Origin of the sequence: Streptomyces prunicolor NBRC 13075 (genome assembly GCF_000367365.1) — a bacterium.
GTDB lineage: Bacteria > Actinomycetota > Actinomycetes > Streptomycetales > Streptomycetaceae > Streptomyces > Streptomyces prunicolor.
Genome location: NZ_BARF01000084.1, coordinates 147,293 through 170,467, shown reverse-complemented (window position 1 = coordinate 170,467; position 23,175 = coordinate 147,293). Strand labels below are relative to the sequence as shown.

Below are 23,175 nucleotides of genomic sequence, written 5' to 3'. Positions count from 1 at the left end.
CGATGACTTCCCATTCCGACAGCGCACCCGTACTGGTGGTGGGCGGCAGCCTCGTAGGGCTGTCAACCGCTCTGTTTCTCGCCCGTCACGGCGTCCGCTGCGCCCTGGTGGAGCGGCATCCGGGCACCTCCGTCCATCCGCGGGCCGTCGGTTACTACCCCCGGACCGGGGAGCTGCTGCGTCAGGCGGGGGTCGAGGACGCCGCCGTACAGGACGCCTCGGGGTTCGCGACGCACCGCACCCGGGCCGGGGTGACCTCCCTGGCGGGTGAAGTGCTGTTCAGCAAGGAGGAGTTGGAGGGCGACGACGAGCTGGGCGACCTCACCCCGTCCCGGCTGCTCCTGCTTCCCCAGGACCGGCTGGAGCCGCTGCTGCGGGACCGTGCGGTGGAGCTCGGCGCCGATCTCAGGTTCGGTACCGAGCTGCTGTCCTTCGCGGAGGACCCGGACGGTGTCACGGCCGTCCTCGGTGACGGGGCCGGCGGGACCAGCACCTTCCGCAGCTCCTACCTGGTCGCCTGCGACGGGCCGCGCAGCATCGTGCGGGAGGCGCTGAAGGTTCCCCGGCAGGGGCGCGGGGTGCTGTCCCGGCATGTGAGCATCGCGTTCGGCGCGGATCTGCGGCCCGTGCTGGGGGAGCGCCGCTACAGCGTGGTCCATGTGAAGAATCCCCAGGTCACGGGGATCCTCGTGCATGACGACCGGCTGACCGGGGGCACGCTGATCGTCGGGTACCGGCCCGAGGACGGCGAGAGCCTGGAGGACTTCACCGACGCCCGCTGTGCCGAGCTGGTGGGTGCCGCGATCGGGGCGCCGGGGGTCGAGGTGACGATCCGGTCCCGCTTCCCCTGGGACATGGCGGAGCAGGTCGCCGAGGGCTTCGTGCACGGGCGGGTGCTGCTCGCCGGGGACGCGGCCCATGTGGTGCCGCCGACCGGGGGCTACGGCGCCAACACCGGGATCGCCGACGCCCACAACCTCGCCTGGAAGCTCGCGCTGGTCGTCGACGGGGTCGCGGGGGCCGGCCTGGTGGAGACGTACGACGCCGAGCGGCGGCCGGTGGCGGTCTACACGGCCGGGCAGGGGTCGCTGCAGCTCGCGGTGCGGTCCGGCACGGCCACCCCGGAACAGACGGCGGACGCGGCGGACGCGGTGACGGTGACGTCGGGGCAGGCCTACCGTTCCGCCGCGGTCGTCGAGGAGGCGGGGAGCGCTGCCCTGCCGGTCGCCTCCGATCCGCGGGCGCTGCGCGGCGCGCCGGGGACTCGGGCGCCGTACGTGATGCTGTCGCGCGGCGGTCGACCCGTCTCCACGCTCGACCTGTTCGGGCGCGACTTCGTGCTGCTGACCGGGGCGCTCGGCGGGGAGTGGCTGTCCGCCGCGGTCGCGGCCTCCGCCGAGCTGGGGCTGAGGATCACCGCGCGCCGGGTGGTGTCGGGCGCGGGTGGTGCCGCCGGTTCACTGGCCGACCCGGACGGCCGCTGGTCCGAGCGCTACGGCGGCCTGCTCCCCGAAGGCGCCGTGCTGGTACGGCCGGACGGTGTCGTCGCCTGGCGGTCGGCGGGTGCGGATCCCGGGGGTGCGGAGACCGCGGTGCTGACGGCGGTTCTGCGGAGGGTTCTCGCCCGGGGGTGAGGACGCGGAAACGGGCCCCGGCTGTCTGCCGGCGCCCGTGTCCGCGGGTGTCCGGTCAGGAGTCAGGCGGAGTCCGGTTCCTGCTGCAACTCGCCCACGGAGTCGACGTACTTGATGAGCAGTCGGGCGAAATCGAGCCGCTCCTGCTCCGGCCAGTCCTGGGTGATGCGCTCGAAGGCGGCGCGCTGGTGGCGGCGGAAGCGGGCGAGCGTCCGGTGGCCCTCCGGGGTGAGCTGGAGGATCGTGCGGCGGCCGTCTCGCTGGGAGGCCGCGCGGATCAGATAGCCGGCGGTGATGCAGTCGGAGACCATCCGGCTCGCCACGGAGGGGTCGACGGCCAGCCGCTCGCCCACCACTCCGACGGTGATCTCCTGGCCTTCCGCCTCCGGCCCGTCCTGGACGATGTTGAGCACCAGGGTCCTGGTGATGTCCTTGCGGGACACCTGCTTCTCGACGTTCAGCGCCTGGGCGCGCCGCAGTCGGGAGAAGGCGGGGCCGACCGCGTCGAGCAGATCCACTGCCTGCGGTGAGGGCTGAGTCGAAGTCTCCATGTCCGCATTCTAAGCGAGTTGATTGCGACAGACGAGCATCTGTATGCTCTCAATCCAATGCATGACGTAAAGCATGTACCTGTTGACCCACATATACCTCGACCTCCTTCAGGAAGGGGCCCCACATGGCCACCGAGACGACCGACCGCGACTTCCGGATCGACTACGACCCCGCCTACGACTTCGACGTGCTCGTCGTCGGCGGCGGCCCCGTCGGCATGCTGCTCGCCGCCGAGCTCCGCATCTCCCGGGTCCGGGCCGTGGTGCTGGAGCGGCTGCCCGAACGCACCCCGCACTCCAAGGCCTTCGGCCTGCACGCCCGCTCCCTGGAGTCGCTCGACCGGCGCGGCCTGCTCAAACGGTTCCGCGAGGGCGCCCGCTCCTGGAACAACGGCCACTTCGCCGGGCTCGACGAGTGGGTCGACTTCTCCACCCTCGACAGCGCCCACGGCTACGCCCTGCTCTCCGAGCAGACCAGGACCGAGCGGCTGCTGGAGGAGCGCGCCGCCGAGTTCGGCGCCGACATCCGTCGCGGCCACGAGGTCACCGCCGTACGCCAGGACGCCGATGGCGTCGAGGCCGAGGTGACCGGCCCCGACGGCGTCTACACCCTGCGCGCCCGGTACGCCGTGGGCTGCGACGGCGGCCGCAGCCTGGTCCGCCGGGCGGCCGGCATCGACTTCCCCGGCACCGGCGGCCGGGTCACCGCCCGTCTCGGCGACGTCATCCTCGACGACCGCGAGAACGCCCCCATGGGCATGGAGCGCACCGAACGCGGCCTGCTGTTCTGCGTGCCGCTGGACGACACCTACCACCGGGTGTCCACGTTCGACTTCCAGGCCGACCGGGAGCCGGGCGCGGAACTCACCCTGGACGAGCTGACCGCGAGCCTGCGCGAGGTCTGGGGCAGCGACCTCGGGGCGCACTCGCCGCGCTGGCTCTCCGTCTTCACCGACTCCGCCTGCCAGGCCGACCGTTACCGCGAGGGCCGGCTGCTGATCGCGGGCGACGCCGCCCACACCCACTTCCCGGTGGGCGGCCAGGGCGTCAACCTCGGCCTCCAGGACGTCTTCAATCTCGGCTGGAAGCTCGCCGCGAGCGTCCACGGCTGGGCTCCCGAGGACCTGCTCGACAGCTACGACCGTGAGCGCCAGGCCCCGGCCCGCAAGGTGCTGGCCAACACCCGTGCGCAGATCGCGCTGATGAACCCCGACCCGTACGTCACCCCGCTGCGCGAGCTCTTCACCGACCTCATGCGCAAGGAGCAGGTGAACCGACACCTCGCCGAGATGCTCAGCGGCGTCACCGTGCGCTACGCGATCGACGGTCCCGAGCACCGGCTGCTCGGCGACTTCGCCCGCGACCTGGAACTGACCACCGAGGAGGGCGCCAGGCCCCTCCCCAAGTATCTGAAGCGCGGCACCGGTCTGCTGCTCGACCTGACCGACGGCTCGCAGATCGGCCAGGTGTACGAGAAGTGGGCCGCGGGCGTCGGCTGGGCCGGACGGCTCCAGCACGTTCGGGCGCAGTGCGCCCAGGAGCCGGAGCTGGCCGGTCTGCTGGTCCGCCCCGACGGCTACGTCGCCTGGGCCGCGGACCGGGACATGCCGGAGGCGGAGCGGCGGGAGTCGCTGGCCACCGCCCTCACCACCTGGTTCGGCACGGTCTGACGCGGGCGCGTGACACTCGTTCCCTGAGTGTCACCATGGATATGCACATTGACAAGCACATGCTTTTTAGCATGTAATTGTCTTCAGTAACCCCGTAACCCGGATCCCTGGGCGGAGCCGCGACGACCATCCGCGGCTCGAAAACACCTCCTAGTTGGGAGAACACCATGCGCATCGTCCGTCACTACGAGCACGGGGCCCCCTCGGTGCTGCGTGTCGAAGAGGCGGAGAAGCCGCAGCCCGGACCGGGCGAAGTGCTGATCCGCTCCGAAGCCGTCGGCGTCACGTTCGCCGAGGTCCAGCGCCGCCAGGGCATCCCGATCGGCGGCCACGCCACCCTGCCCGGCGCCCCCGGCGGCGATGTCGCCGGCGTGGTCGAGGCCCTCGGCGAGGGCGTCACCACCCTCCGCGTCGGGGACCGCATCGTCGTCGACGTCGACCACAGCGCCTACGCCGACTACGTCACCGCCGAAGCGGCCTGGGCCATCGCCATCCCGGACACCATGGACGCCGCCGAGGCGACCCTGCTGCCCAGCCCGGCCCAGACCGCGTACCACGCCATCAAGGAAGCCGGCCAGCTCCAGCCGGGCGAGTCGATCCTGATCGACGCCGCCTCCGGGGGAGTCGGCCACCTCGCCGTGCAGATCGCCAAGGCGATGGGCGCCGGCAAGGTGATCGCCACCGCGAGCACGCAGGCCAAGCTGGACTTCGTCCGCGAGCTCGGTGCCGATGTCACCGTCAACTACACCGACGAGGACTGGGACGAGCAGGTCAAGGAAGCGACCGGCGGCCGGGGCGTGGACGTGGTCCTGGAGACCGTAGGCGGGGACATCCTCACCAAGAGCGTCGCCCTCACCGCCCAGTTCGGCCGGCTGGTCTTCTACGGCTCGGCCAGCGGCGACATCCAGCCGATCCACCCGCTGATGCTCAGCCGCATGAAGACCGTGGCCGGATTCGCCCTGTACGCGATGCTCTACAACAAGCCCGAGGCCATCGCGGCCGGTCAGCGCGACCTGCTCGACATGATCGCCACCGGCAAGGTGCGCCCGGTCGTGCACGAGCGGCTCGGGCTGGAGGACGCGGTCAAGGCGCACGAACTGATGGAGGCGCGCGCCCAGCTGGGCAAGGTCGTGCTCGTCCCCTGACCCGGGATCGGCAACCCGCCGCCTCCCGACCGACGTGGCCGGTCACGGTCGTCCCCCGTACGTGACCGGTCACCCGCCGTACGGCACGAGAGGCACTCGTGCCGTACGGCGACACTCCACGGCAATCCCCTGACGGACCCCGGTCCGCAGACGACGCCGGCCACCGTGGCCGGTGGGACGGGGATGGCACCCGCTCCAGCCCGAAAGGCGAATCACCGTGCCCTCCCGGACCACAGGGACAGGCGGCCCGCTCACCGCCGCCGGCCCCGCACCCCAGACCCGCGTCAAACCCGTCATCGCCGCCTGTCTGCTGGCCGTCTTCCTGGCCATGCTGGACTCGCAGGTCGTGGCCACCGCGCTGCCCCGCATCGTCGGGGACCTCGGAGGTCTCGACGTGTTCGCCTGGGTGACGACCGCGTACATCATCGCCGCCAGTGTCACCACGCCCGTCTACGGCAAGCTCGGCGACCTCTTCGGCCGGAAGAAGATCTTCCTGATCGCCGTGACGGTGTTCCTCGTCGGCTCCGCGCTGAGCGGCGCGGCCCAGTCGATGGATCAGCTCATCCTGTTCCGCACCGTGCAGGGCATCGGGGCCGGCGGCCTGTTCGTCTCCGTGCTCGCGATCATCGGGGAGCTGTTCAACCCGCGCGAAGCCGCCAAGTACTTCAACCTCTTCGGCATCGTCTTCGCCCTCGCCGCGCTCTCCGGTCCCGCCGTCGGCGGTGCGCTCACCGACCTGCTCAGCTGGCACTGGGTCTTCCTGGTCAACCTGCCCGTGGGCATCGTGATCCTGGCGCTGGTCGCCACCTGTCTGCACCTGCCCCGGGCCGACCGGCCCGCGCACATCGACTACACCGGCTTCGTCCTGCTCAGCGCCTCGATCGTCACGCTCACCCTGGCTGCCAGCTGGGGCGGGGTGAAGTACGACTGGCTCGACTGGCGGATCCTCGCGCTCGGCGCGGCCGCGGTGCTGCTCGCCGTGCTGTTCGTCGGCGCCGAGCGCCGGACCACCGAACCCGTCATCCCGCTGCACCTCTTCCGCGACTCCACCTTCAGCGTCAGCGTGCTGGTGAGCGTCGCGGCGGGCATCGTCTTCCTCGGCTCGGTCAACTTCCTGGCGATCTACATCCAGGTGGTGACCGGAGCCAGCCCGACCATGTCCGGTGTGGTGCTGCTGCCCATGATGTTCGGCCTGGTCGCCTCCTCCGTGGTCAGTGGAGCGGCGATCACCAGGACCGGGCGCTACAAGTGGTATCCCGTGCTCAGCATGGCCGTCGGCATCGTCGGGGCGCTGCTGCTGGCCACCATGGACACCGGGACGTCCCGGGCCGTGGTCATCGCCTACATGCTGGTCTTCGGCATCGCGGCGGGCCTGAACATGCAGGTCCTCACGATGGCGGCGCAGAACACCGCACCCCGCGACGACATCGGTGCCGTCCACGCCACCGTGGCCTTCGCCCGGCAACTCGGCACCACCATCGGCATCTCCCTCTTCGCCTCGATCTTCTACAACCGGCTCACCGAGGAGATCGCCGACCGGACGCCCGCGGACGCGCTGCGCGGCATCGACCACGACGCGCTGTCCTCGACCGAGACGCTCGACAGACTCACCGAGCCCGTGCGGCACGCCGTGGAGCAGTCCTACGCCGCCGCCCTCACCCCCGTGTTCCTCACCGCCGTACCGGTCCTCGTCCTGGGGCTGCTGGCCGCCCTGGCGATGAAGAACCTCCCGCTGCGCGGCGGGGACCACCAGGGGCAGGAAGCAGCGGCCGAGGAGAACTGACCACACTCCTCATCCGCAAAGAGCCGCCCTTCCCGCACGGGGAGGGCGGCTCTTTCGTACGTCCGCGTTCCGCACCCCGTCCCCTTCAGCGCCCTTCGAGCCCGAATCGACGGTTCGCGGACATCGTCGGCACTGCACAGCCGTACGACGCAGGACGCAGGCCGAAGAAGAGGCAGAGGCAGACCAGGAGGCTCGTGTGACAACGACCGAAGACCCGCAGACGGCACCGGCGGTCGATCCCGGACCACTGATCCGGCTGACCATCGCCGACTGCGCCGCCAAAGTGCTGCACAGCGCCGTGTCCCTCGGTGTGTTCGGCGCGCTCGCCGAGGGCCGCCCCGCGGACTCGGCCGAACTGGCCCGGCGTACCGGGCTGCACCACCGGATGGTCCCGGACTTCCTGGACGCGCTGGCCGGACTCGGGCTGCTGGAGCGCACGGAGGGCGGCCGCTACCGCAACTCCCCGCTGGCGCAGACCTATCTGGTGCCGGACTCCTCCTCCTACCTCGGCGGTTTCGTCGAGCTCACCAACGAGACGCTGTACGGGACCTGGGGCCGGCTCACCGAGGCGCTGCGCTCCGGCGAGCCCCAGCACCTCGACCCGGACAAGGGCGGCTTCGTCGGGGACCGGCACAAGGACCCCGCCAAGATGAAGCGGTTCCTCGCCGGACTGGACGCCTACAGCGACCGCATGGGCGCGGAGCTCGCCAGGCGTCTCGACTGGGGCCGCCACTCCTCGTTCGTCGACCTCGGCGGGGCGCGCGGCAACCTCGCGGCCGTGCTGGTGCGGGCACACCCCCATCTCAAGGCCACCTGCTTCGACCTGGAGCGGACCCGGCCGCTGTTCACCGAGCACATCGGCGGCCTGGGCCTGGCCGACCGGATCGCCTTCGCCGGCGGCGACTTCTTCGCCGACCCCCTCCCGCCGGCCGACGTCGTCGTCCTCGGCCACATCCTGCACGGCTTCGACACCGGGCGGCGGCGCGAGCTGCTGGGCCGGGTCTTCGAGGCGGTACGGCCCGGCGGCACGGTCCTCGTCTACGACCGGATGGTCGACGACGACCGCAGCGACCCGGAGCGGCTTCTCAGCAGCCTGCACATGCGTCTGGTCAGCCCCGACGGCTCCGAGTACCGGGTGGCGGACTGCCGGTCCTGGCTGCGTGAGGCGGGGTTCACGGACGGGACCGCCGAGCCGCTGCTCGGTACACACACCCTGGTCAGCGCGCACAAGGAGGCAGCATGAAGCAGGACCGGACACCCGTGCTCATCGTCGGCGGCGGGCTGACCGGACTGTCCGCGGCCGTCTTCCTCGCCCATCACGGCGTCCGCGCCACGGTGGTGGAGCGCCACCCGGACACGTCCACGCATCCCAAGGCCCGGGCCATCAACCCGCGGACGATGGAGCTGTACCGCGCGGTCGGCATGGAGGAGCGGGTACGGGCCGGGCGTTCCCCCATCTCCGGGAACACCGATCTCGTGCACGTGGAGAGCCTCGCGGGCAAGGAACGCATGCGGATGCCGAACGCCTCTCCCGAGGACATCGGCCGGATCAGCCCCACCCAGTGGACGCTGATCGACCAGAACCAGTTGGAGCCGATCCTGCGGGAGCGGGCGGTGGAGGCGGGGGCGGACGTCCGCTTCTCCACTCGCGTCGACGGTGTGGAGGAGGACGCGGAAGGAGTGTCGGTCCGCGTCACCGACCTTTCCACCGGCGTGAGTTCGGAGATCCGCGCCCAGTACGTGATCGCGGCGGACGGCAGCCGCAGTCCGCTGCGCGAGATGCTGGGCATCGGGGCGCACGGGCGGGGCACCATCACCAACCTCGTCAGCTTCTTCTTCGAGGCGGACCTGACCGAGGTGCTGCGCGGCCGCCGGATCATCGCGGTGTACGTCAACAACCCCGAGGTGCGCGGCACGATCATCCCCATCGACAACGACCGTCGCTGGGTCATCAACGTCTCCTTCTTCCCCGAACAGGGCCAGCGCGCCGAGGACTTCACCGAGGAGCGCTGCACCGCGCTGGTGCGGGCCGCGGTCGGGGTGCCCGACCTGCCGTTGAAGATCGAGTCGGTGGACATGCCCGCGTGGGACATCTCCGCGCGGGTGGCGGACGCGTTCGCGACCCGGCGGGTGTTCGTCGCCGGGGACGCCGCCCATGTCATGCCGCCCACCGGGGCGTTCGGTGCCAGCACCGGGATCCAGGATGCGTACAACCTGGCCTGGAAGCTGGCCCTGGTGCTGTCCGGTACGGCCGGTCCCGGGCTGCTGGAGAGCTATGACGCCGAGCGGCGCCCGGTGGCCGAGGAGACCGTCCGGCAGGCGCTGCTGCGGTTCGCGGTGCGGGAGGGCAAGCAGTACCATGAGATCGCCGCGGAGTTGCTGGACGAGACGACCATGACGTTCGGGTACTGCTACCGGGCCGGTGCGTTCGCCGCGGAGCCGGGTGCCCCCGACGCGATCGTCGAGGATCCCGAACACCCCGGTGCCCGGCCCGGGGCGCGGGCTCCGCACCTCGAACTCTCCGGTCCCGAGGGCCCCGTGTCCGTCATCGACCTGTACGGCGACGGGTTCACTCTGCTCGTAGACGAGGTGGCGGGCCGCTGGCCGGTGGCGGTGGAACGGGAGGCCGAGCGGCTGGGCGTCGCCCTGAAGGTGGTCCGTATCGGGCGCGGCACGCGGCTGTGGGATCAGGACGGGTCCTTCCGGCGCCGGTACGGGCTCCTCGCGGGTGGGGCGGTTCTGGTGCGGCCCGACGGGTTCGTGGCCTGGCGCACCACCGGGGGCCGCACCGGGGCGGGGGACCTCGCGGCGGTCGACGCCCTGCGGACGATTCTCGATCGCGGGTAGCTCCACCGGCGCAGGGCCGCGGTGCTCCGGAGAGGAGCACCGCGGCCCTGGTGCGTGCGGGGTTACGGGCGTCGCAGGACCGTGTCGAACACCCCTGTCAGTGTCTCCGCGGGGTCGGGCGCCGGGCCCGGGCTGCGCCACGCGATGAAGCCGTCCGGGCGGAGCAGTACCGCGCCGGCCGCTGTGACGCCGTAGCGGGTCAGGAAGCGTTCGACGGTCTCCGGGGCTTCCTCCTCGCCGACCCGGTGGAAGGAGACGCCCTGCGACAACTCGGCGGCGGGCTGCCACGGGGTGCCTTCGGGGCCGGTCAGGAGCCAGAAGTCGCCGTCCAGGAGGTCGTGCAGGGGGACTTCCTTGCCCTGGCGGATCAGGGGGAGGTGCGGGGCGCGGGTGCCCGGGCGTCCCGCGGGGGCCTTCGGGTCCTCCACCACGGAACCGTCGTCCTGGCCGGGTTCCCGCAGGACCGCGTCCGAGCGGTACACGTGACCGAACAACACCGTGGTCTCGGGGCGGTGGCGGGCCGCGGCTGCCTCGTCGAGGCCGCTGCGCTGGAGGTAGCGGATGACGCCCTGGTCGACGGTGAACTCGGCCACCGGGGCCCGTTCCTGTTCGTACGTGTCCAGCAGCTCGGGACCCGCCGCCCCGCGCAGTACCAGCGCGAGCTTCCACGCCAGGTTGTGCGCGTCCTGGATGCCCGTGTTGCCGCCGAACCCCCCGGTGGGCGGCATGACATGCGCGCAGTCGCCGGCCAGCAGCACCCGCCCGGAGCGGAACCGGTCCGCCACCCACGCGGCGATCTCCCAGCTCGTCGCGGACTCCACCTCGACCGGCAGGCCGGGGACCCCTACGGCGGCCCGTACCAGCTCCACGCAGTCCTCGGTGTCGTACGCCCGGTGGTCGGACCCGGGCGGCAGGCTCGGCGCGAGGACCCAGCGGTCGGAGTCCGCGCCGCCGAGCTTGCCGAGTACGCCCTTGACCTCCGGGTTGCTGACGAAGCAGAGGAAGAAGGTACGGCCCGCCACGTACGGGTCGAGGTCGGCGTGGAAGACGATGTTCATCTGCCGGCCGAACACTCCGGGCCCGTGTCGGCCGATGCCGAGCGACTCGCGGACGGGTGCCCGTGAGCCGTCGGCGGCCACCAGGTACCGGGCTCGTACGGTCCGTTCCGAGCCGTCGGCCAGGTCGCGCAGTACGGCCGTGACCCCGTCCGCGTCCTGGGTGAACCCGGTCATCTCGGTGGCGAACCGGATGTCGGCGCCGAGCTCCTCGGCTCCTTCCCGCAGTACCGGTTCGAGCCGGTCCTGCCCGATCAGCGTCCAGCCGGTGGTGCCCACGTCGTTCGGGTCGTGGCGGAACGGGCCGTCGAAGCGCCCGAGTTCGGGCCCGGTGAGGGACTGGGCCTGGAGGATGTCGCCGTACTGGGCGTGCGGGTTCTCCCGTGCCCGTACCGCGTCCTCGAGACCGAGCGCGCGCAGCAGCTCCATGGTGCGCGGGCTCGCGGCCTGTGCCCGGGGGTGCGCCGAGATCTCCGCGTGCCGTTCCACCAGCAGCGGCCGGATGCCCTGCCGGGCGAGGAACAGGGCCTGGGCGAGGCCCACCATGCTGCCGCCCACGATGAGTACTTCGGTCGTCTCGTCTGCCATACCGGCTCCTGAGTGTGGGAGTGGGAACGCGCTCGGTCCGGCGGCCGATGCAACACCGGCCCCCTCGAACCGGGCTCGCGGCGCGGGCGAACGGGGCCCGTGGGAAGCGGTGCTCTCCCAGGGGGATTCGAGTGTCGTCCGAGGGGCGGCTGACAGGTTCGAGCTGTTCCCGGCCCGAAGTGCGGCGCGAGGCTCGAAGGAGGGCGAAAGCGGTGGTGGAGGCTTTGAGTGTGCTGGTGCTGACGGGCACCGGCCTGGTGGCGGGGGTGCTCTTCGCGGTGGCGGTGAGCGTGATGCCCGCGCTGATCGCGATGACGCCGGAGCGGTACGTGTCCACGCACATCCTGCTCGGCAAACGCTACGACCGGATCATGCCGTTCATCGTCACCGGCTCCACGGCCGTCGACGTGGGGCTCGCGATCCGGGCCTCGGGCGGCCCCCGGGCGCTGTTCGCGGCCGCCGCCCTCTGCATGGCCGGGGTGGCCGTGGTCTCGCAGACCAGGAACGTGCCGATCAACCGGACGGTCAAGCGGACCCGGCCCGAGGATCTCGGCCCCGGCTGGCGGGATCCCCGCCCGGCCTGGCGCGACTGGCATCTGGTGCGCACCTGCCTCGCGGTCGCGGGCTGTGCGCTGACGGCCGCCGCGGTGGTGCTGACGTGAGCCCCGTCGTCGTACGCGATCTTCCGGAGGGGGCGGAGCGCGCGGCGGCCGACGCCCGGATGCGGGAACTGCTGGCCGGTCCCGAGCCCGGTCCGGTGGCCGAGCGGCTCGCGCTGCTGCACTTCACGGGACGGCGCAGTGGGCGGCCGTACACCGTGCCCGCCGGGGTGCACCCCCTCGGCGGCGCGCTGGTGGTCGCGACCGGCAGCGGCTGGCGGCACAACTTCGCGAACGGCGTGGCGGGTTGGCTGACCTGGCGCGGGCAGCGGCGGCCGGTGCGGTTCGCGCTGGTCGACGACGTGGAGCGCACCGCGCGCGGCTATCTGGAGCTGTACCGCGGGTACGGGGAAGCGGCCCCGCGCCGGCTGGGCATCGCGGTGCGCGGCGAAGGGGCGCCGGGGCTCGACGAGTTCCGGGAGGCCGTCGTCCGCCACGGGCTCTGTCTGGTGGAGGTCGTCCACCTTCCGGCCTCCGACAGCGCCTCCACCTCAGGCACTTCACACGCAGCGAACGAGAGGACACCACGATGAGCGGAATCGCCGGCTGGGTGGACTTCGAGCGGGACCTGACGCCCGAGGCGCCCACCGTACGGGAGATGGCGGCGGCGCTGGCGCACCGCGGCCCCGACGGTTCTGGCGAGTGGATCGAGGGGCATGCCGCACTGGCCCACCGGCGGCTCGCGCTGCTCGACCCGGAGCACGGTGCACAGCCGGCCGTCATGGAGTCCGAGGCCGGGCACCCGGTGGCCGTGCTGACCCTGGACGGGGCGATCACCAACCACACCGAGCTGCGCCGCGAACTGGCCGCCAAGGGGCACCGGTTCACCGGGCACGGCGACGCGGAGGTGGCGCTGCACGCCTATCTGGAGTGGGGCGCCGGGTTCCCGGAGCGGCTGGAGGGGCTGTTCGCCCTGGCCGTGTGGGACGTACGACGGCAGGAACTGCTGCTCGTCCGCGACCGGTTGGGGGTGAAGCCGCTGTGCTACTTCCTGACCCCGGCCGGGGTGATCTTCGGCTCCGAGCCCAAGGCGCTGCTGGCTCATCCGGCGGTGCGGCCGGTGGTCGACGCCGACGGGCTGCGGGAGCTGTTCGCGCACAGCCGCAAGCCGGGCACCGGGGTCTTCCGGGGGACGCGCGAGGTACTGCCCGGCCACACGATGACCGTGCGCGCGCCGGGCACCGGTCACCGGCGCTACTGGTCGCTGCCCGCCCGGCCGCACACCGACAGCCTGGAGACCACCGTCACCACCGTGCGCCGGCTGCTGTCGGAGGCGGTGGCCGCGCATCTGCGCGCGGACGTCACGGTCGGCGCGATGCTCTCCGGAGGAATCGACTCCAGCGCGCTGACCGCGCTCGCGGCCCGTCAGCGGCGGTCGGCGGGAGGCGGCGCACTCCGGTCGTTCTCGGTCAACTTCGCCGGCTACGCGGAGAACTTCGAGCCGCATCCGACCATGCGTGCCACCCCGGACGCCCCCTACGCGGCCCTCGCGGCCGAGCACATCGGCACCGAGCACACCGAGATCCTGCTCGACTCCGCGGCGCTCGCCGACCCACAGACCCACGTCGCCGCGCTGCGCAGCCAGGACCTGCCCTCCCCGCTCGGCGACATGGACGTCTCGCTGCTGCTCTTCTTCGAGGCATTGCGCAGCGCCGGCATCCCGGCCGTGCTCTCCGGGGAGACCGCCGACGAGGTGTTCAACGGCTACTTCTGGGCGTACGACGCGGGCCACAGCAACTCCACGACCTTCCCGTGGGTCTCCTTCGAGCGCGGGCACGACGCCGCCGCGGGCGGTCTCGGCTGCTCACTGGTGGACCGTACGCTCCGCAAGGAGCTGGACTTCATGGAGTACGCCGACCAGCACTACCGGGACGCCCTCACCGAGGTGCCGCGGCTCGCGGGGGAGGGACCCGCCGAGCGTCGGGCGCGCGAGGTCACGTATCTGGCGCTGACCCGCTGGGCCCCGACCCATCTGGACCGGGCCGACCGGATGAGCATGGCGCACGGGGTGCAGCTGAGGCCGCCGTTCTGCGACCGGGCGCTGGTCGAGTACGTCTACAACGTGCCGGCCGAGCTGAAGCGGGTGAACGGCCAGGAGAAGAGCCTGCTGCGCGCCGCCGTCGCCGATCTGCTGCCGGAGCGGGTGCTCAACCGGCCCAAAAGCGCCTATCCGACTGTCCAGGAGGCCGCGTACGGGGAGTTCGTGCGCTACCGCTTCGGTGACGTGGCCGAGGACCGGTCGGCCCCGGTCGCCCCGCTGCTCGACGCCGAGGCGACCCGTGCGGCGCTGGGCGCTGCGGCGGCACCCAGCGGCGCCTTCGCGTGGGTGGAGCGGGCCAGCATGGAGATGGTGCTCCAGCTGAACACCTGGCTGGCGGAATACCGGGTTGACCTCCGGCTGCAATAAATGTGCACCTTGTCATCCTTGTGCGTGAAGTAATATGATGACCTCGAGGTGCGCAAGGAGGGTGCGGTATTCGGAACGGAAGTCTTTATTCCGTGAATACAGTGCGCGATTTTCGTTGAATCCAGTCCTAATTTTCGGCGAAAGCATCCACGGTAAAGGAAAGGTAATATATCCTGCTCGAAGGTGCTGTGGATGTTTCGCGAAAAAATTACTGACGCAGGAAGGTGAATACCGACAGGCTTGCCGAACGTCGGGCCCATCGATGCCCGCCACCCCACAAAGGCGGCGTAATTAGGGGGAACGCAGTGATAGAGATCGGTCTGCTGGGCTCCATGCGAGTACGCAGGAACGGGGAGGACGTCACACCGTCGGCCCCAAAACTGCGACAGGTACTGGCCCTGCTGGTGCTCAATGCGAACTCGCTGGTCAGCGTGGACCAGCTGTGCGAGGAGCTGTGGGAGGACTACCCGCCGCTCAGCGCGCTGACCACCTTGCAAACCTACATTTATCAACTGCGCCGCAGACTGCTGCTGGCCACCGGACAGCAGGGCGCGCCTTTCGGAACCCGTCCGCCGCACGGTTGCCCCGCACTCCTGACCAGGGTGGGTGGGTACGAACTGCGCCTGGACGACAAGCAGTCGGTGGACGCCTACCGTTTCGAGCAGCTCACCGAGAAGGGCATGGCCCAGCACCGGGCGGGTGCCGGGGACGAGGCCGCTCGCATACTGAAGGAAGCCCTTTCTCTGTGGCAGGGCAAAGCCCTGGTCGATATCAGCGCCGGACGGCGGTTGTCGGCCTGGTCGACCCAGTTGGAGGAGCGCCGCAAGAGCGTCCAGGAGCAACGTTTCTCCTTGGAGCTGGACCTCGGCCGTCACCACGCCGTGCTGGATGAGCTGGCCGAGGCCTTCCGCACCCATCCCACCCACGAGGCGTTCGCCGGCCAGCTCATGCGGGCCATGCACCGCTGCGGCCGCCGGCCGGACGCCCTCAACACCTTCCGCACCCTGCGCAGCCATCTCGTGGAGGAACTGGGCCTGGAGCCCTCGGCCCACCTCCAGCGCCTCCACCAGGAGGTACTCGTGGACCGCGGTCAACTCAGGGGGCCGGCCAAGACCGAGGCCGCCCCCGCCACCCGCAGGCCCGTGCCCGGACCGGCCCAACTTCCCGCCGACATAGGTGACTTCGTCGGCCGGGACCGGGAACTGGACCAACTGGAGACCTTCCTCGGCTCGGACCGGGCCAGCACCGGCATGCGGGTGGTGGAGGTGCACGGCCCGCCCGGCGTCGGCAAGAGCGCGTTCGCCGTGCGTGCCGCGCACCGGCTGCGCCCGCGCTTCCCCGACGGACAGCTCTTCATCGACCTGTCCGCCGTGGGCGAGGGCTCCCAGCAACTCGCCGATGTGCTGTCCGCCTGTCTCGGTGCGTGTGGCGTCCAGCGCGAGAAGCAGCCCACCGGACTCGACGAGCTCAGCCGGCTCTTCCGCACCTGGACCGCCGACCGCAGGGTGCTGGTCGTGGTCGACGACGTGCTCACCGCCTCCCAGATCCGTGCCGTGCTGCCGGGCGGATCCGGCTGCGCGGTGATCGCCACCAACCGCTACCGGGCGCACAGCCTCTCCATCGGACGCAAGATCGTGCTCAACGCCCTGTCGGGGGAGGAGTCCCTCCAGCTGTACGACCGGGTCGCCGGAGAGCGGTCCCGGCAGGAGGACCCCGCCGCCGTGCGCGAGCTGATGGGCCTGTGCGAGGGGCTGCCCCTGGCGATCCGGGCGGTGTCCGGCCGGCTCACCGCCCGGCCGGGCTGGTCGGCGGGGAGGCTGGCGGTGCGGCTGCGCGGCAACCACCGGACGCTGCTCGAACTCCCCGTCGGGACCCAGTCGTTGATGACCACGGTGGGTGCCAGCCATCGGCATCTTCCCGGCCCCTCCCGGGAGCTGCTGCATCTGCTGCTGCAGCGCGAGCGCCCCCGCTGGAGCCTCGACGAGGTGAAGGCACGGCTGTGCCCGGGTGCCGGTGACGCGGAGACACTGCTCGAGTACCTCGTCGACGTCCATCTCGTACGGGAACACCTGGCGCCGGGCGCCCAGCCCCTGTACTCCGTGCCCGGGCTCACCCGGCAGGCCCTGATCCTTCTGCTGCGGGGCGCACCGGCTTCCGACGTACCGAACGGCCGGACGGCCGCGGTCGGGCGCGGCGGTGCCCGCGTCACCCTGATGAAGGCCGGGGGCCACCGGTAGAGGCCCTCTCCGACGGCCCGCTGCGCGTTCTGCGCGGCGGGCCGTTGTTGTGCGCCGGGGGAGGGGGTGCCTGGGGGCGGTCGGGCGGCTGCGGGTGCGTGGGGGCTGGTCGCGCAGTTCCCCGCGCCCCTGGTGCGGGCTGCGCCCGCAGGGGCCGGTCGCTCCCACCGGCCCGCAGCCGGCCGACATCCGCAGTCGCCCCCCACCCGCGGCCGCCGTCAGTGGATTTCCAGGCCGCTTCGAGAGTGCCTCGATCCCCGGCGACCAGGGTGAGGCCAGGACCGACAAGCCGGGAGGGCATCGTGCACCGCACGCTGATCGTGGCGAGGATGAACCTCGCCGACGCCGAGGGCGTCGCGCAGGTCTTCGCCGATTCGGACAGCACCGAACTGCCGCAGCTGGTGGGGGTGTCGAGGCGGACGCTCTTCGCGTTCCACAACCTGTACTTCCACCTGGTGGAGGCCGACCAGGACATCGCGCCGAACCTGTACAAGGCGCGCAGCCACCCGCTCTACGGGGAGATCAACACCCGGCTCGGCGAGTTCATCTCGCCCTACGACCCCGACTGGCGCGAGCCCAAGGACGCGATGGCCGTCCCGTTCTACTCCTGGACGTCCGAGCAGGGCCCGCAGATCTCCACCCCGCGGTCCGCGAACCTCGGCGGTGCCCGATGAGCGCCCCCGCCACCACCAGGGTCCGTGCGAACGAGGTCGCCGCCAACACCAAGCGCGGCGGCGACATCCGCGTCACCCTCAGCCCGAAGACCGTGGGCTGCACCTCGGGCTTCGGCGGGGTGCTGCGGCTGGCCCCCGGCCACCACGTCACCGAGCACTACCACCCGTACTCCGAGGAGTTCCTGCACATCGTCCGGGGCCGCCTGGAGATGACGCTTGACGGCGGCGCCCCGGTCGAACTGGGCCCCGGCGACTCGCTGTTGGTGCCCATCGGGGTGCGCCACCGCCTGGTGAACACCGGTTCCGTGCCGGCCGAGGCGGTCTTCCACCTCTCCCCGCTCGCGCCGCGCCCCGAGCTCGGCCACGTCGACACCGAGCAGCCGCTCGACGCGAGCGCGGGCAACCCCGATGTCGGAGCGGCCCGATGACGCCGGCCGACCGGCGCGCGGTGATCACCGGAGTGGGGGCCGTCGCTCCCGGCGGGCACGGCCGGGAGGCCTACTGGGACCTGCTCACCGCCGGCCGCACCGCCACCCGCCGCATCAGCCTGTTCGACCCGGCCGGGTTCCGCTCCCGGGTCGCCGCCGAGTGCGACTTCGATCCGCTCGCCTCCGGGCTCACCCCGCAGGAGGTCCGACGGATGGACCGGGCCGGCCAGTTCGCGGTCGTCGCCGCCCGCGAGGCCGTCGCGGACAGCGGCATCGAACTGCCGGGCGCCGACCCGGAACGGGTCGCGGTGAGCATCGGCAGCGCCGTCGGCTGCACCACGGGCCTGGAGGAGGAGTACGCGGTCCTCTCCGACGGCGGACGCGACTGGCTGGTCGACCACAGCTACGGCGTCCCGCACCTGTACGGCTACATGGTGCCCAGCACCCTCGCCGTCGAGGTGGCCCGGCAGGCCGGGGCCGAGGGGCCGGTGGCGCTGATCTCCACCGGCTGCACCTCGGGCCTGGACGCCATCGGGCACGCCGTCCAGCTCATCGAGGAGGGCACCGCCGACGTCGTACTCGCCGGCGCCACCGACGCCCCGCTGTCGCCGATCACCGCCGCCTGCTTCGACGCCATCAAGGCCACCACCGCCAACAACGACGACCCCGAACACGCCTCCCGGCCCTTCGACGGACGGCGCGACGGCTTCGTCCTCGGCGAGGGTTCCGCCGTCATGGTGATCGAGGAGCTGGAGTCCGCCAGGCGCCGCGGCGCCACCGTGTACGCCGAGATCCTCGGCTTCGCGGGCCGCAGCAACGCCTTCCACATGACCGGACTCAGGCCCGACGGCCGGGAGATGGCCGAGGCCATCCGGGTCGCCCTGGACCGGGCCCGGCTCGACCCCGGCGACATCGACTACATCAACGCGCACGGCTCGGGCACCAAGCAGAACGACCGGCACGAGACCGCCGCGTTCAAACGCAGCCTCGGGCAGCGCGCCCACGAGGTGCCGGTCAGCTCCATCAAGTCGATGATCGGGCACTCGCTGGGCGCCATCGGCTCCCTGGAGATCGCCGCCTGCGCCCTCGCCCTGCGCCACCAGGTCGTCCCACCGACCGCCAACCTCTCCACCCCCGACCCCGAGTGCGACCTCGACTACGTACCGGTGACGGCACGCGAGCACCGTATGGACCGGGTACTCAGCGTGGGCAGCGGCTTCGGTGGCTTCCAGACGGCGATGGTCCTCGGCCGGCCCTCGGAGCGGCGCGGGGAGGCGGCATGAGCGCCTCCGGCATACGCCCCGGCCGCCGCGGCCGGTCCGTGGTCACCGGGATCGGCGTGGTCGCGCCGACCGGGATCGGCGCCGCCCGGCACTGGGAGTCGGTGCTCGCGGGCAAGAGCGGCATCGGCCGGATCACCCGGTTCGACCCGACCGGCTACCCCGTCCGGGTCGCCGGAGAGGTGCCCGGCTTCCGGGCCGGTGAGCAGGTCCCCGGACGGCTCGTGCCGCAGACCGACCGGTTCACGCACTTCGCGCTGGCCGCCGCCGAGGATGCCCTCACGGATGCCGCCGCCGATCCGGCGACCCTGCCGGAGTACGAGATGGCGGTGGTGACGGCCAGTTCCTCGGGCGGCACCGAGTTCGGTCAGCACGAGATGGAGAACCTCTACCAGCAGGGCTCCTCCTGGGTCGGTGCCTATCAGTCCATCGCCTGGTTCTACGCGGCCACCACCGGCCAGGTCTCCATCCGGCACGGCATGCGGGGCCCGTGCGGGGTCATCTGCGGAGAGCAGGCCGGCGGCCTGGACGCCCTCGGCCAGTCCCGCCGGCTGCTGGACACCGGCTCCCGCCTCGTCCTCAGCGGCGGCACCGACGCCTCGCTGTGCCCGTACGGCGTGGTGGCCCAGCTGTCCACCGGCCACCTGTCCGCCGAGGACGATCCCGCCCGCGCCTACCTGCCCTTCGACGCGGCCGCCTCCGGCTTCGTCCCGGGCGAGGGCGGCGCCATCCTCGTTGTCGAGAACGCGGAGTCCGCACGGGCCCGAGGAGTCCCGTCGTACGGCGAACTCCTCGGCTACGCGGCCGGCTTCGACCCCACGACGGACGGTACGGCCGCACGCCACACGGTGCTGGTGTCCGTGATCCGCCGCACGCTCGCCGACGCCGGGCTCACCCCCGACGCCGTCGACATGGTCTTCGCCGACGCCTCCGGAGTACCCGCCGAAGACCTCGCCGAGGCCCGCGCGATCGCCGAGGTCTTCGGCCCCGGCGGAGTACCGGTGACGGCCCCGAAAACCCTCACCGGCCGCCTCTACGCAGGCGGCGCGGCCCTGGACGTGGCCACCGCACTGCTGGCCCTGAGCGCAGGCGTGATCCCCCACACCGCAGGCCTGGGCCGCCCGGCCCCCGGCTGCGAGATCGACCTGGTCCTGGACCGCCCCCGCCAGACGGACCCGCGGACGGCCCTGGTACTGGCCCGCGGCCACGGCGGCTTCACCTCCGCGTTGCTGGTCGGCGCGGGCGACCGCGACGCCCTCAAGAGGTAGCGACCCCCAACCCACGAAAGGCGGCTCCCCATGGCGGAGTTCACCCTCGACGACCTGCGGCGCATCCTCCGCGCCGGCGCCGGCGTCGACGAGCAGACCGACCTCGACGGCGAACATTTCGCCGACACCGCGTTCGCCGACCTCGGCTACGACTCCCTCGCTCTGCTGGAACTCGTCAACCGCGTCGAGCGCGAGTACGGCATCGGGATCCCCGACGGCGACCTCGCGCACACCCAGAGCCCGCGCGAGGTCCTCGCCTACGTCCACGCCAAGCTCAGGGAGGCCCGCGTCTGATGGCCGGACACACCGACAACGCGATCGTCGTCGAGGCACCGATGGACCTGGTGTGGACGATGACCAACGACGTGGCTTCCTGGCCGCGCCTGTTCAGCGAGTACGCCTCCGCCGAGATCCTCGGCCGGGACGGCGACACCGTCACCTTCCGCCTCGCCCTGCACCCCGACGAGACCGGCACGGTCTGGAGCTGGGTCTCCGAACGCACCCCCGACCCGGTCACCCGCACGGTGACCGCCCGCCGGGTCGAGACCGGCCCCTTCGCGTACATGAACATCCGCTGGGAGTACGAGGAGGCACCCGGCGGCGGCGTACGGATGCGCTGGCTCCAGGACTTCGCGATGAAGCCCGGCGCCCCCCTCGACGACGCCGGGATGACCGCCCGCCTCAACCGCAACACCGCCGTCCAGCTGCGGCTGATCAAGGCCAAGGTGGAGACCGCGGCCCGGGCCGGCCGCCAACTGGAGGGCAAGCGGCTCCTGGTGACGGGCGGCAGCCGCGGCATCGGCCGGGGCATCGTGCTTGCCGCGGCCCGCGCCGGCGCGGACGTCGTCACCTGCTATCGCACCCCCGGCGAGGCCGTCGCCACCCTGGAGGAGGAACTCGCCGGCACCCCGGGCAAGCACCAGGTGCTGCGCGCCGACGTCGCGGACGAGGCCGACGTGGACCGGCTGGCCGCCGCGTGCGAGGCGAGCCTCGGCGGGCTGGACGCCGTGGTGAACAACGCGGGAACCTTCCGCCCGCAGCCGTACGACGAACTCGGCCCCGCCGAGTGGGCCGCCACCCTGCAGGGCAACCTCACCGCCACCCACCTGGTCACCCGGCGCACCCTGCCGCTGCTCGGCGCCGGCTCCTCGGTCGTCAACATCGGTTCCACGGTCGCCTTCATCGGCATGGCCGGCGGCGTCCACTACACCGCCGTGAAGTCCGCGCTCGTCGGCATGACCCGCTCGCTGGCCCGGGAACTCGGGCCGCGCGGGATCCGCGTCAACACGGTCTCTCCCGGCCGGATCGACACCGAGGCGCTCGACGAACTGCCCGTCGAGGAAGCCGAACGGCAGCGCGCCGCCTTCGCCTCGTTCAGCGCGCTCGGCCGGCTCGGGACCGTCGACGACGTCGCCCGGGCCGTGCTCTTCCTCGTCAGCGACCACGCCACGTACGTCACCGGTCAGAACATCCACGTCGACGGCTGCGTGTGAGCCGCGGCCCAGCCCTGGAGGTACCCCCAGTGGAACTCGCACTGCACGGCAAGAAACTGATCGTCACCGGCGGCACCCGGGGCATCGGGCGGGGCATCGTCCTCGCCGCGGCCCGCGCCGGCGCCGACGTCCTCACCTGCCACCGGCAGGAGAGCGAGGCCGTCGACAGCCTGACCGCCGCCCTCAAGGAGACCGCGGGCGACCACCACGTACTGCGCGCGGACGTCGGCGACACCGCCGAGGTCGACCGGCTTGTCGGCGAGGCCAAGGACCGCTTCGGGCGGCTCGACGGCATCGTCAACAACGCGGGCGTGATCAGTCACATCCCGTTCGCGGAGCTGCCCGCCGAGGAGTGGTCGCGGATCCTCGACACCAACCTCACGGCCGCCTACCGGATCATCCAGCAGGCGCTTCCGCTGCTCGGCGCCGGCTCCTCGGTCGTCAACATCGGCTCGCGCGGCGCCGCGGCGGGCATCCCGCTGCGCGCCCACTACACCGCCGCCAAGGCCGCCATGATCGGGCTGACCCGCTCGCTCGCGAAGGAACTCGGCCCGCAGGGCATCCGCGTCAACGTGGTCGCCCCCGGCGTCATCGAGACCGAGGCCTTCGCCACCATGCCCGCCGACCGGGCCGACGGAATGCGGGCCACCTACTCCCGCAAGACCGCGCTCGCCCGCCTCGGCACCGTCGAGGAGCTGGCCGGCCCGGTGCTGTTCCTGCTGAGCGACGCCGCCGCGTACATCACCGGTGAGACCCTGAACGTCGACGGGGGGATCTGACATGCCCGGGCCCTCCGAGCAGGTGTTCCGGGTCATGCTGCGGATGCAGATCAAGCCGGAGATGGGACACGAGTTCGAGAAGGTATGGCTGGAGGTCGGCGACTCGGTCACCGCGCACCCCGCCAACCTCGGCCAGTGGCTGTCCCGCAGCGCCGACGAGAACGGCGTCTACTACATCGTCAGCGACTGGGTGGACGAGCCGCGCTTCCGCGAATTCGAGACGAGCGACCGGCATCTGGAACACCGCCAGAGGCTGCACCCGTACCGCAGCGGCGGCTCCATGACGACGATGCACGTCGTCGCCGCCCTCCCCGGCGCCGCCTCGTGACGTCGGAAGCGGCCTCCGGTGCCGTGGAGGTGGTGCTCTACCACCTGAGCGACGAACCGGACCCGGTGCTGGACGCGTACCACGAGGCCAGCCGCCGGATGGCGGGCACCGTCGGGCTGCTCGGCAACAAGCTGCTGCACACCCTCGGCGAGCCGAGCGGCTACGTCGTGGTCAGCCGATGGTCCGGCTGGGAGGCGTTCACCGCCTGGGAGAAGGGCGCCGCCCACAAGGAACAGACCGCCCCGCTACGGCAGTTCCGCGACACCGGCCGGGACCGGCCCTTCGAGATCTACCGGGAGCTCGCCCACTACCCGGCCGAGCCGGCCCACGTCACGGAAGGAGCCTGACC

The 23,175-nt window shown here is 71.9% G+C and carries 21 protein-coding genes and 1 pseudogene; 20 read left to right on the top strand and 2 right to left on the bottom strand.

Features of this window, described 5'->3' with window-relative positions:
- Nucleotides 1-2 precede the first annotated feature (2 nt).
- The gene (locus tag SPR02S_RS35675) at nt 3-1,634 is read left to right on the top strand and encodes an FAD-dependent oxidoreductase (RefSeq protein ID WP_026151147.1); all 1,632 of its coding nucleotides are present in this window, start codon (nt 3-5) and stop codon (nt 1,632-1,634) included.
- Nucleotides 1,635-1,696: 62 nt separating this feature from the next.
- On the opposite strand, the gene SPR02S_RS35670 is transcribed toward SPR02S_RS35675, so the two are convergent.
- A complete protein-coding gene (locus SPR02S_RS35670; RefSeq protein ID WP_026151146.1) occupies nt 1,697-2,185 on the bottom strand; it encodes a MarR family winged helix-turn-helix transcriptional regulator in 489 nt (162 codons plus the stop codon).
- Between the two features lie 125 nt (nt 2,186-2,310).
- Between SPR02S_RS35670 and SPR02S_RS35660 the strand changes: the two genes are divergently transcribed.
- The 5 genes from SPR02S_RS35660 (at nt 2,311) to SPR02S_RS35640 (ending at nt 9,630) form a co-directional block, all read left to right on the top strand.
- Nucleotides 2,311-3,855, top strand: a complete 1,545-nt coding sequence (locus SPR02S_RS35660; RefSeq protein ID WP_019061811.1) for an FAD-dependent monooxygenase — start codon at nt 2,311-2,313, stop codon at nt 3,853-3,855.
- 167 nt (nt 3,856-4,022) lie between these two features.
- Nucleotides 4,023-5,000: a quinone oxidoreductase family protein gene (locus SPR02S_RS35655; protein WP_019061810.1), complete on the top strand. Its 978-nt coding sequence runs from the start codon at nt 4,023-4,025 to the stop codon at nt 4,998-5,000.
- A 217-nt stretch (nt 5,001-5,217) separates the two neighbouring features.
- Nucleotides 5,218-6,783: an MDR family MFS transporter gene (locus SPR02S_RS35650; RefSeq protein ID WP_019061809.1), complete on the top strand. Its 1,566-nt coding sequence runs from the start codon at nt 5,218-5,220 to the stop codon at nt 6,781-6,783.
- 196 nt (nt 6,784-6,979) lie between these two features.
- Nucleotides 6,980-8,026 (top strand): methyltransferase, encoded by a 1,047-nt coding sequence (locus SPR02S_RS57090; protein WP_019061808.1) that lies wholly within the window; start codon nt 6,980-6,982, stop codon nt 8,024-8,026.
- The gene (locus SPR02S_RS35640; RefSeq protein WP_019061807.1) at nt 8,023-9,630 is read left to right on the top strand and encodes an FAD-dependent oxidoreductase; all 1,608 of its coding nucleotides are present in this window, start codon (nt 8,023-8,025) and stop codon (nt 9,628-9,630) included. Before SPR02S_RS57090 ends, SPR02S_RS35640 begins: the two co-directional genes overlap by 4 nt.
- A gap of 62 nt (nt 9,631-9,692) precedes the next feature.
- Here the strand turns inward: SPR02S_RS35640 and SPR02S_RS57085 are convergent, their stop codons facing one another.
- On the bottom strand, nt 9,693-11,273 hold the full coding sequence (locus SPR02S_RS57085; RefSeq protein WP_019061806.1) for an FAD-dependent monooxygenase: 1,581 nt from the start codon (nt 11,271-11,273) through the stop codon (nt 9,693-9,695).
- A gap of 212 nt (nt 11,274-11,485) precedes the next feature.
- On the opposite strand from SPR02S_RS57085, the gene SPR02S_RS35630 reads away from it, so the two are divergent.
- The 14 genes and pseudogenes from SPR02S_RS35630 (at nt 11,486) to SPR02S_RS35565 (ending at nt 23,173) form a co-directional block, all read left to right on the top strand.
- A complete protein-coding gene (locus SPR02S_RS35630) occupies nt 11,486-11,935 on the top strand; it encodes an anthrone oxygenase family protein (protein ID WP_019061805.1) in 450 nt (149 codons plus the stop codon).
- Complete coding sequence (locus SPR02S_RS35625) at nt 11,932-12,465, top strand: PNPOx family protein (protein WP_019061804.1); 534 nt, start codon at nt 11,932-11,934, stop codon at nt 12,463-12,465. Before SPR02S_RS35630 ends, SPR02S_RS35625 begins: the two co-directional genes overlap by 4 nt.
- Nucleotides 12,462-14,339 (top strand): asparagine synthase (glutamine-hydrolyzing), encoded by a 1,878-nt coding sequence (gene asnB, locus SPR02S_RS35620; protein ID WP_019061803.1) that lies wholly within the window; start codon nt 12,462-12,464, stop codon nt 14,337-14,339. Before SPR02S_RS35625 ends, asnB begins: the two co-directional genes overlap by 4 nt.
- 332 nt (nt 14,340-14,671) lie before the next feature.
- Complete coding sequence (locus tag SPR02S_RS57080) at nt 14,672-16,576, top strand: AfsR/SARP family transcriptional regulator (RefSeq protein WP_158697942.1); 1,905 nt, start codon at nt 14,672-14,674, stop codon at nt 16,574-16,576.
- A 302-nt stretch (nt 16,577-16,878) separates the two neighbouring features.
- Complete coding sequence (locus tag SPR02S_RS35610; RefSeq protein WP_019061801.1) at nt 16,879-17,250, top strand: TcmI family type II polyketide cyclase; 372 nt, start codon at nt 16,879-16,881, stop codon at nt 17,248-17,250.
- The gene (locus tag SPR02S_RS35605; RefSeq protein ID WP_019061800.1) at nt 17,247-17,678 is read left to right on the top strand and encodes a cupin domain-containing protein; all 432 of its coding nucleotides are present in this window, start codon (nt 17,247-17,249) and stop codon (nt 17,676-17,678) included. The genes SPR02S_RS35610 and SPR02S_RS35605 overlap by 4 nt, the downstream gene beginning before the upstream one ends.
- Nucleotides 17,675-18,961, top strand: coding sequence for a beta-ketoacyl-[acyl-carrier-protein] synthase family protein (locus SPR02S_RS35600; RefSeq protein ID WP_019061799.1), 1,287 nt, complete (start codon nt 17,675-17,677; stop codon nt 18,959-18,961). The genes SPR02S_RS35605 and SPR02S_RS35600 overlap by 4 nt, the downstream gene beginning before the upstream one ends.
- Nucleotides 18,958-20,226, top strand: coding sequence for a ketosynthase chain-length factor (locus SPR02S_RS35595; RefSeq protein ID WP_019061798.1), 1,269 nt, complete (start codon nt 18,958-18,960; stop codon nt 20,224-20,226). The genes SPR02S_RS35600 and SPR02S_RS35595 overlap by 4 nt, the downstream gene beginning before the upstream one ends.
- Nucleotides 20,227-20,256: 30 nt before the next feature.
- The gene (locus SPR02S_RS35590) at nt 20,257-20,520 is read left to right on the top strand and encodes an acyl carrier protein (RefSeq protein ID WP_019061797.1); all 264 of its coding nucleotides are present in this window, start codon (nt 20,257-20,259) and stop codon (nt 20,518-20,520) included.
- Nucleotides 20,520-20,972 (top strand): annotated as a pseudogene (locus SPR02S_RS65165) (SRPBCC family protein); the annotation flags it as partial. The gene SPR02S_RS35590 and the pseudogene SPR02S_RS65165, both read left to right, overlap by 1 nt.
- Complete coding sequence (locus tag SPR02S_RS60785) at nt 20,952-21,719, top strand: SDR family NAD(P)-dependent oxidoreductase (protein ID WP_052347104.1); 768 nt, start codon at nt 20,952-20,954, stop codon at nt 21,717-21,719. The pseudogene SPR02S_RS65165 and the gene SPR02S_RS60785, both read left to right, overlap by 21 nt.
- Nucleotides 21,720-21,748: 29 nt before the next feature.
- Nucleotides 21,749-22,498: an SDR family NAD(P)-dependent oxidoreductase gene (locus SPR02S_RS35575; RefSeq protein ID WP_019061795.1), complete on the top strand. Its 750-nt coding sequence runs from the start codon at nt 21,749-21,751 to the stop codon at nt 22,496-22,498.
- 1 nt (nt 22,499) lies between these two features.
- Entirely contained in the window at nt 22,500-22,826 is a 327-nt protein-coding gene (locus SPR02S_RS35570) for an antibiotic biosynthesis monooxygenase family protein (protein ID WP_019061794.1), read from the top strand.
- Nucleotides 22,823-23,173, top strand: coding sequence for an antibiotic biosynthesis monooxygenase family protein (locus SPR02S_RS35565; RefSeq protein ID WP_019061793.1), 351 nt, complete (start codon nt 22,823-22,825; stop codon nt 23,171-23,173). The genes SPR02S_RS35570 and SPR02S_RS35565 overlap by 4 nt, the downstream gene beginning before the upstream one ends.
- Nucleotides 23,174-23,175: the final 2 nt, after the last annotated feature.

What these genes read in the sequence shown, in the direction of transcription:
- SPR02S_RS35675 (WP_026151147.1), top strand. Translation starts at nt 3, where the DNA reads ATGACTTCCCATTCCGACAGCGCACCCGTACTGGTGGTGGGCGGCAGC.
- SPR02S_RS35670 (WP_026151146.1), bottom strand. Translation starts at nt 2,185, where the DNA reads ATGGAGACTTCGACTCAGCCCTCACCGCAGGCAGTGGATCTGCTCGAC.
- SPR02S_RS35660 (WP_019061811.1), top strand. Translation starts at nt 2,311, where the DNA reads ATGGCCACCGAGACGACCGACCGCGACTTCCGGATCGACTACGACCCC.
- SPR02S_RS35655 (WP_019061810.1), top strand. Translation starts at nt 4,023, where the DNA reads ATGCGCATCGTCCGTCACTACGAGCACGGGGCCCCCTCGGTGCTGCGT.
- SPR02S_RS35640 (WP_019061807.1), top strand. Translation starts at nt 8,023, where the DNA reads ATGAAGCAGGACCGGACACCCGTGCTCATCGTCGGCGGCGGGCTGACC.
- SPR02S_RS57085 (WP_019061806.1), bottom strand. Translation starts at nt 11,273, where the DNA reads ATGGCAGACGAGACGACCGAAGTACTCATCGTGGGCGGCAGCATGGTG.
- asnB (WP_019061803.1), top strand. Translation starts at nt 12,462, where the DNA reads ATGAGCGGAATCGCCGGCTGGGTGGACTTCGAGCGGGACCTGACGCCC.
- SPR02S_RS57080 (WP_158697942.1), top strand. Translation starts at nt 14,672, where the DNA reads ATGCGAGTACGCAGGAACGGGGAGGACGTCACACCGTCGGCCCCAAAA.
- SPR02S_RS35605 (WP_019061800.1), top strand. Translation starts at nt 17,247, where the DNA reads ATGAGCGCCCCCGCCACCACCAGGGTCCGTGCGAACGAGGTCGCCGCC.
- SPR02S_RS35600 (WP_019061799.1), top strand. Translation starts at nt 17,675, where the DNA reads ATGACGCCGGCCGACCGGCGCGCGGTGATCACCGGAGTGGGGGCCGTC.
- SPR02S_RS35595 (WP_019061798.1), top strand. Translation starts at nt 18,958, where the DNA reads ATGAGCGCCTCCGGCATACGCCCCGGCCGCCGCGGCCGGTCCGTGGTC.
- SPR02S_RS35590 (WP_019061797.1), top strand. Translation starts at nt 20,257, where the DNA reads ATGGCGGAGTTCACCCTCGACGACCTGCGGCGCATCCTCCGCGCCGGC.
- SPR02S_RS35570 (WP_019061794.1), top strand. Translation starts at nt 22,500, where the DNA reads ATGCCCGGGCCCTCCGAGCAGGTGTTCCGGGTCATGCTGCGGATGCAG.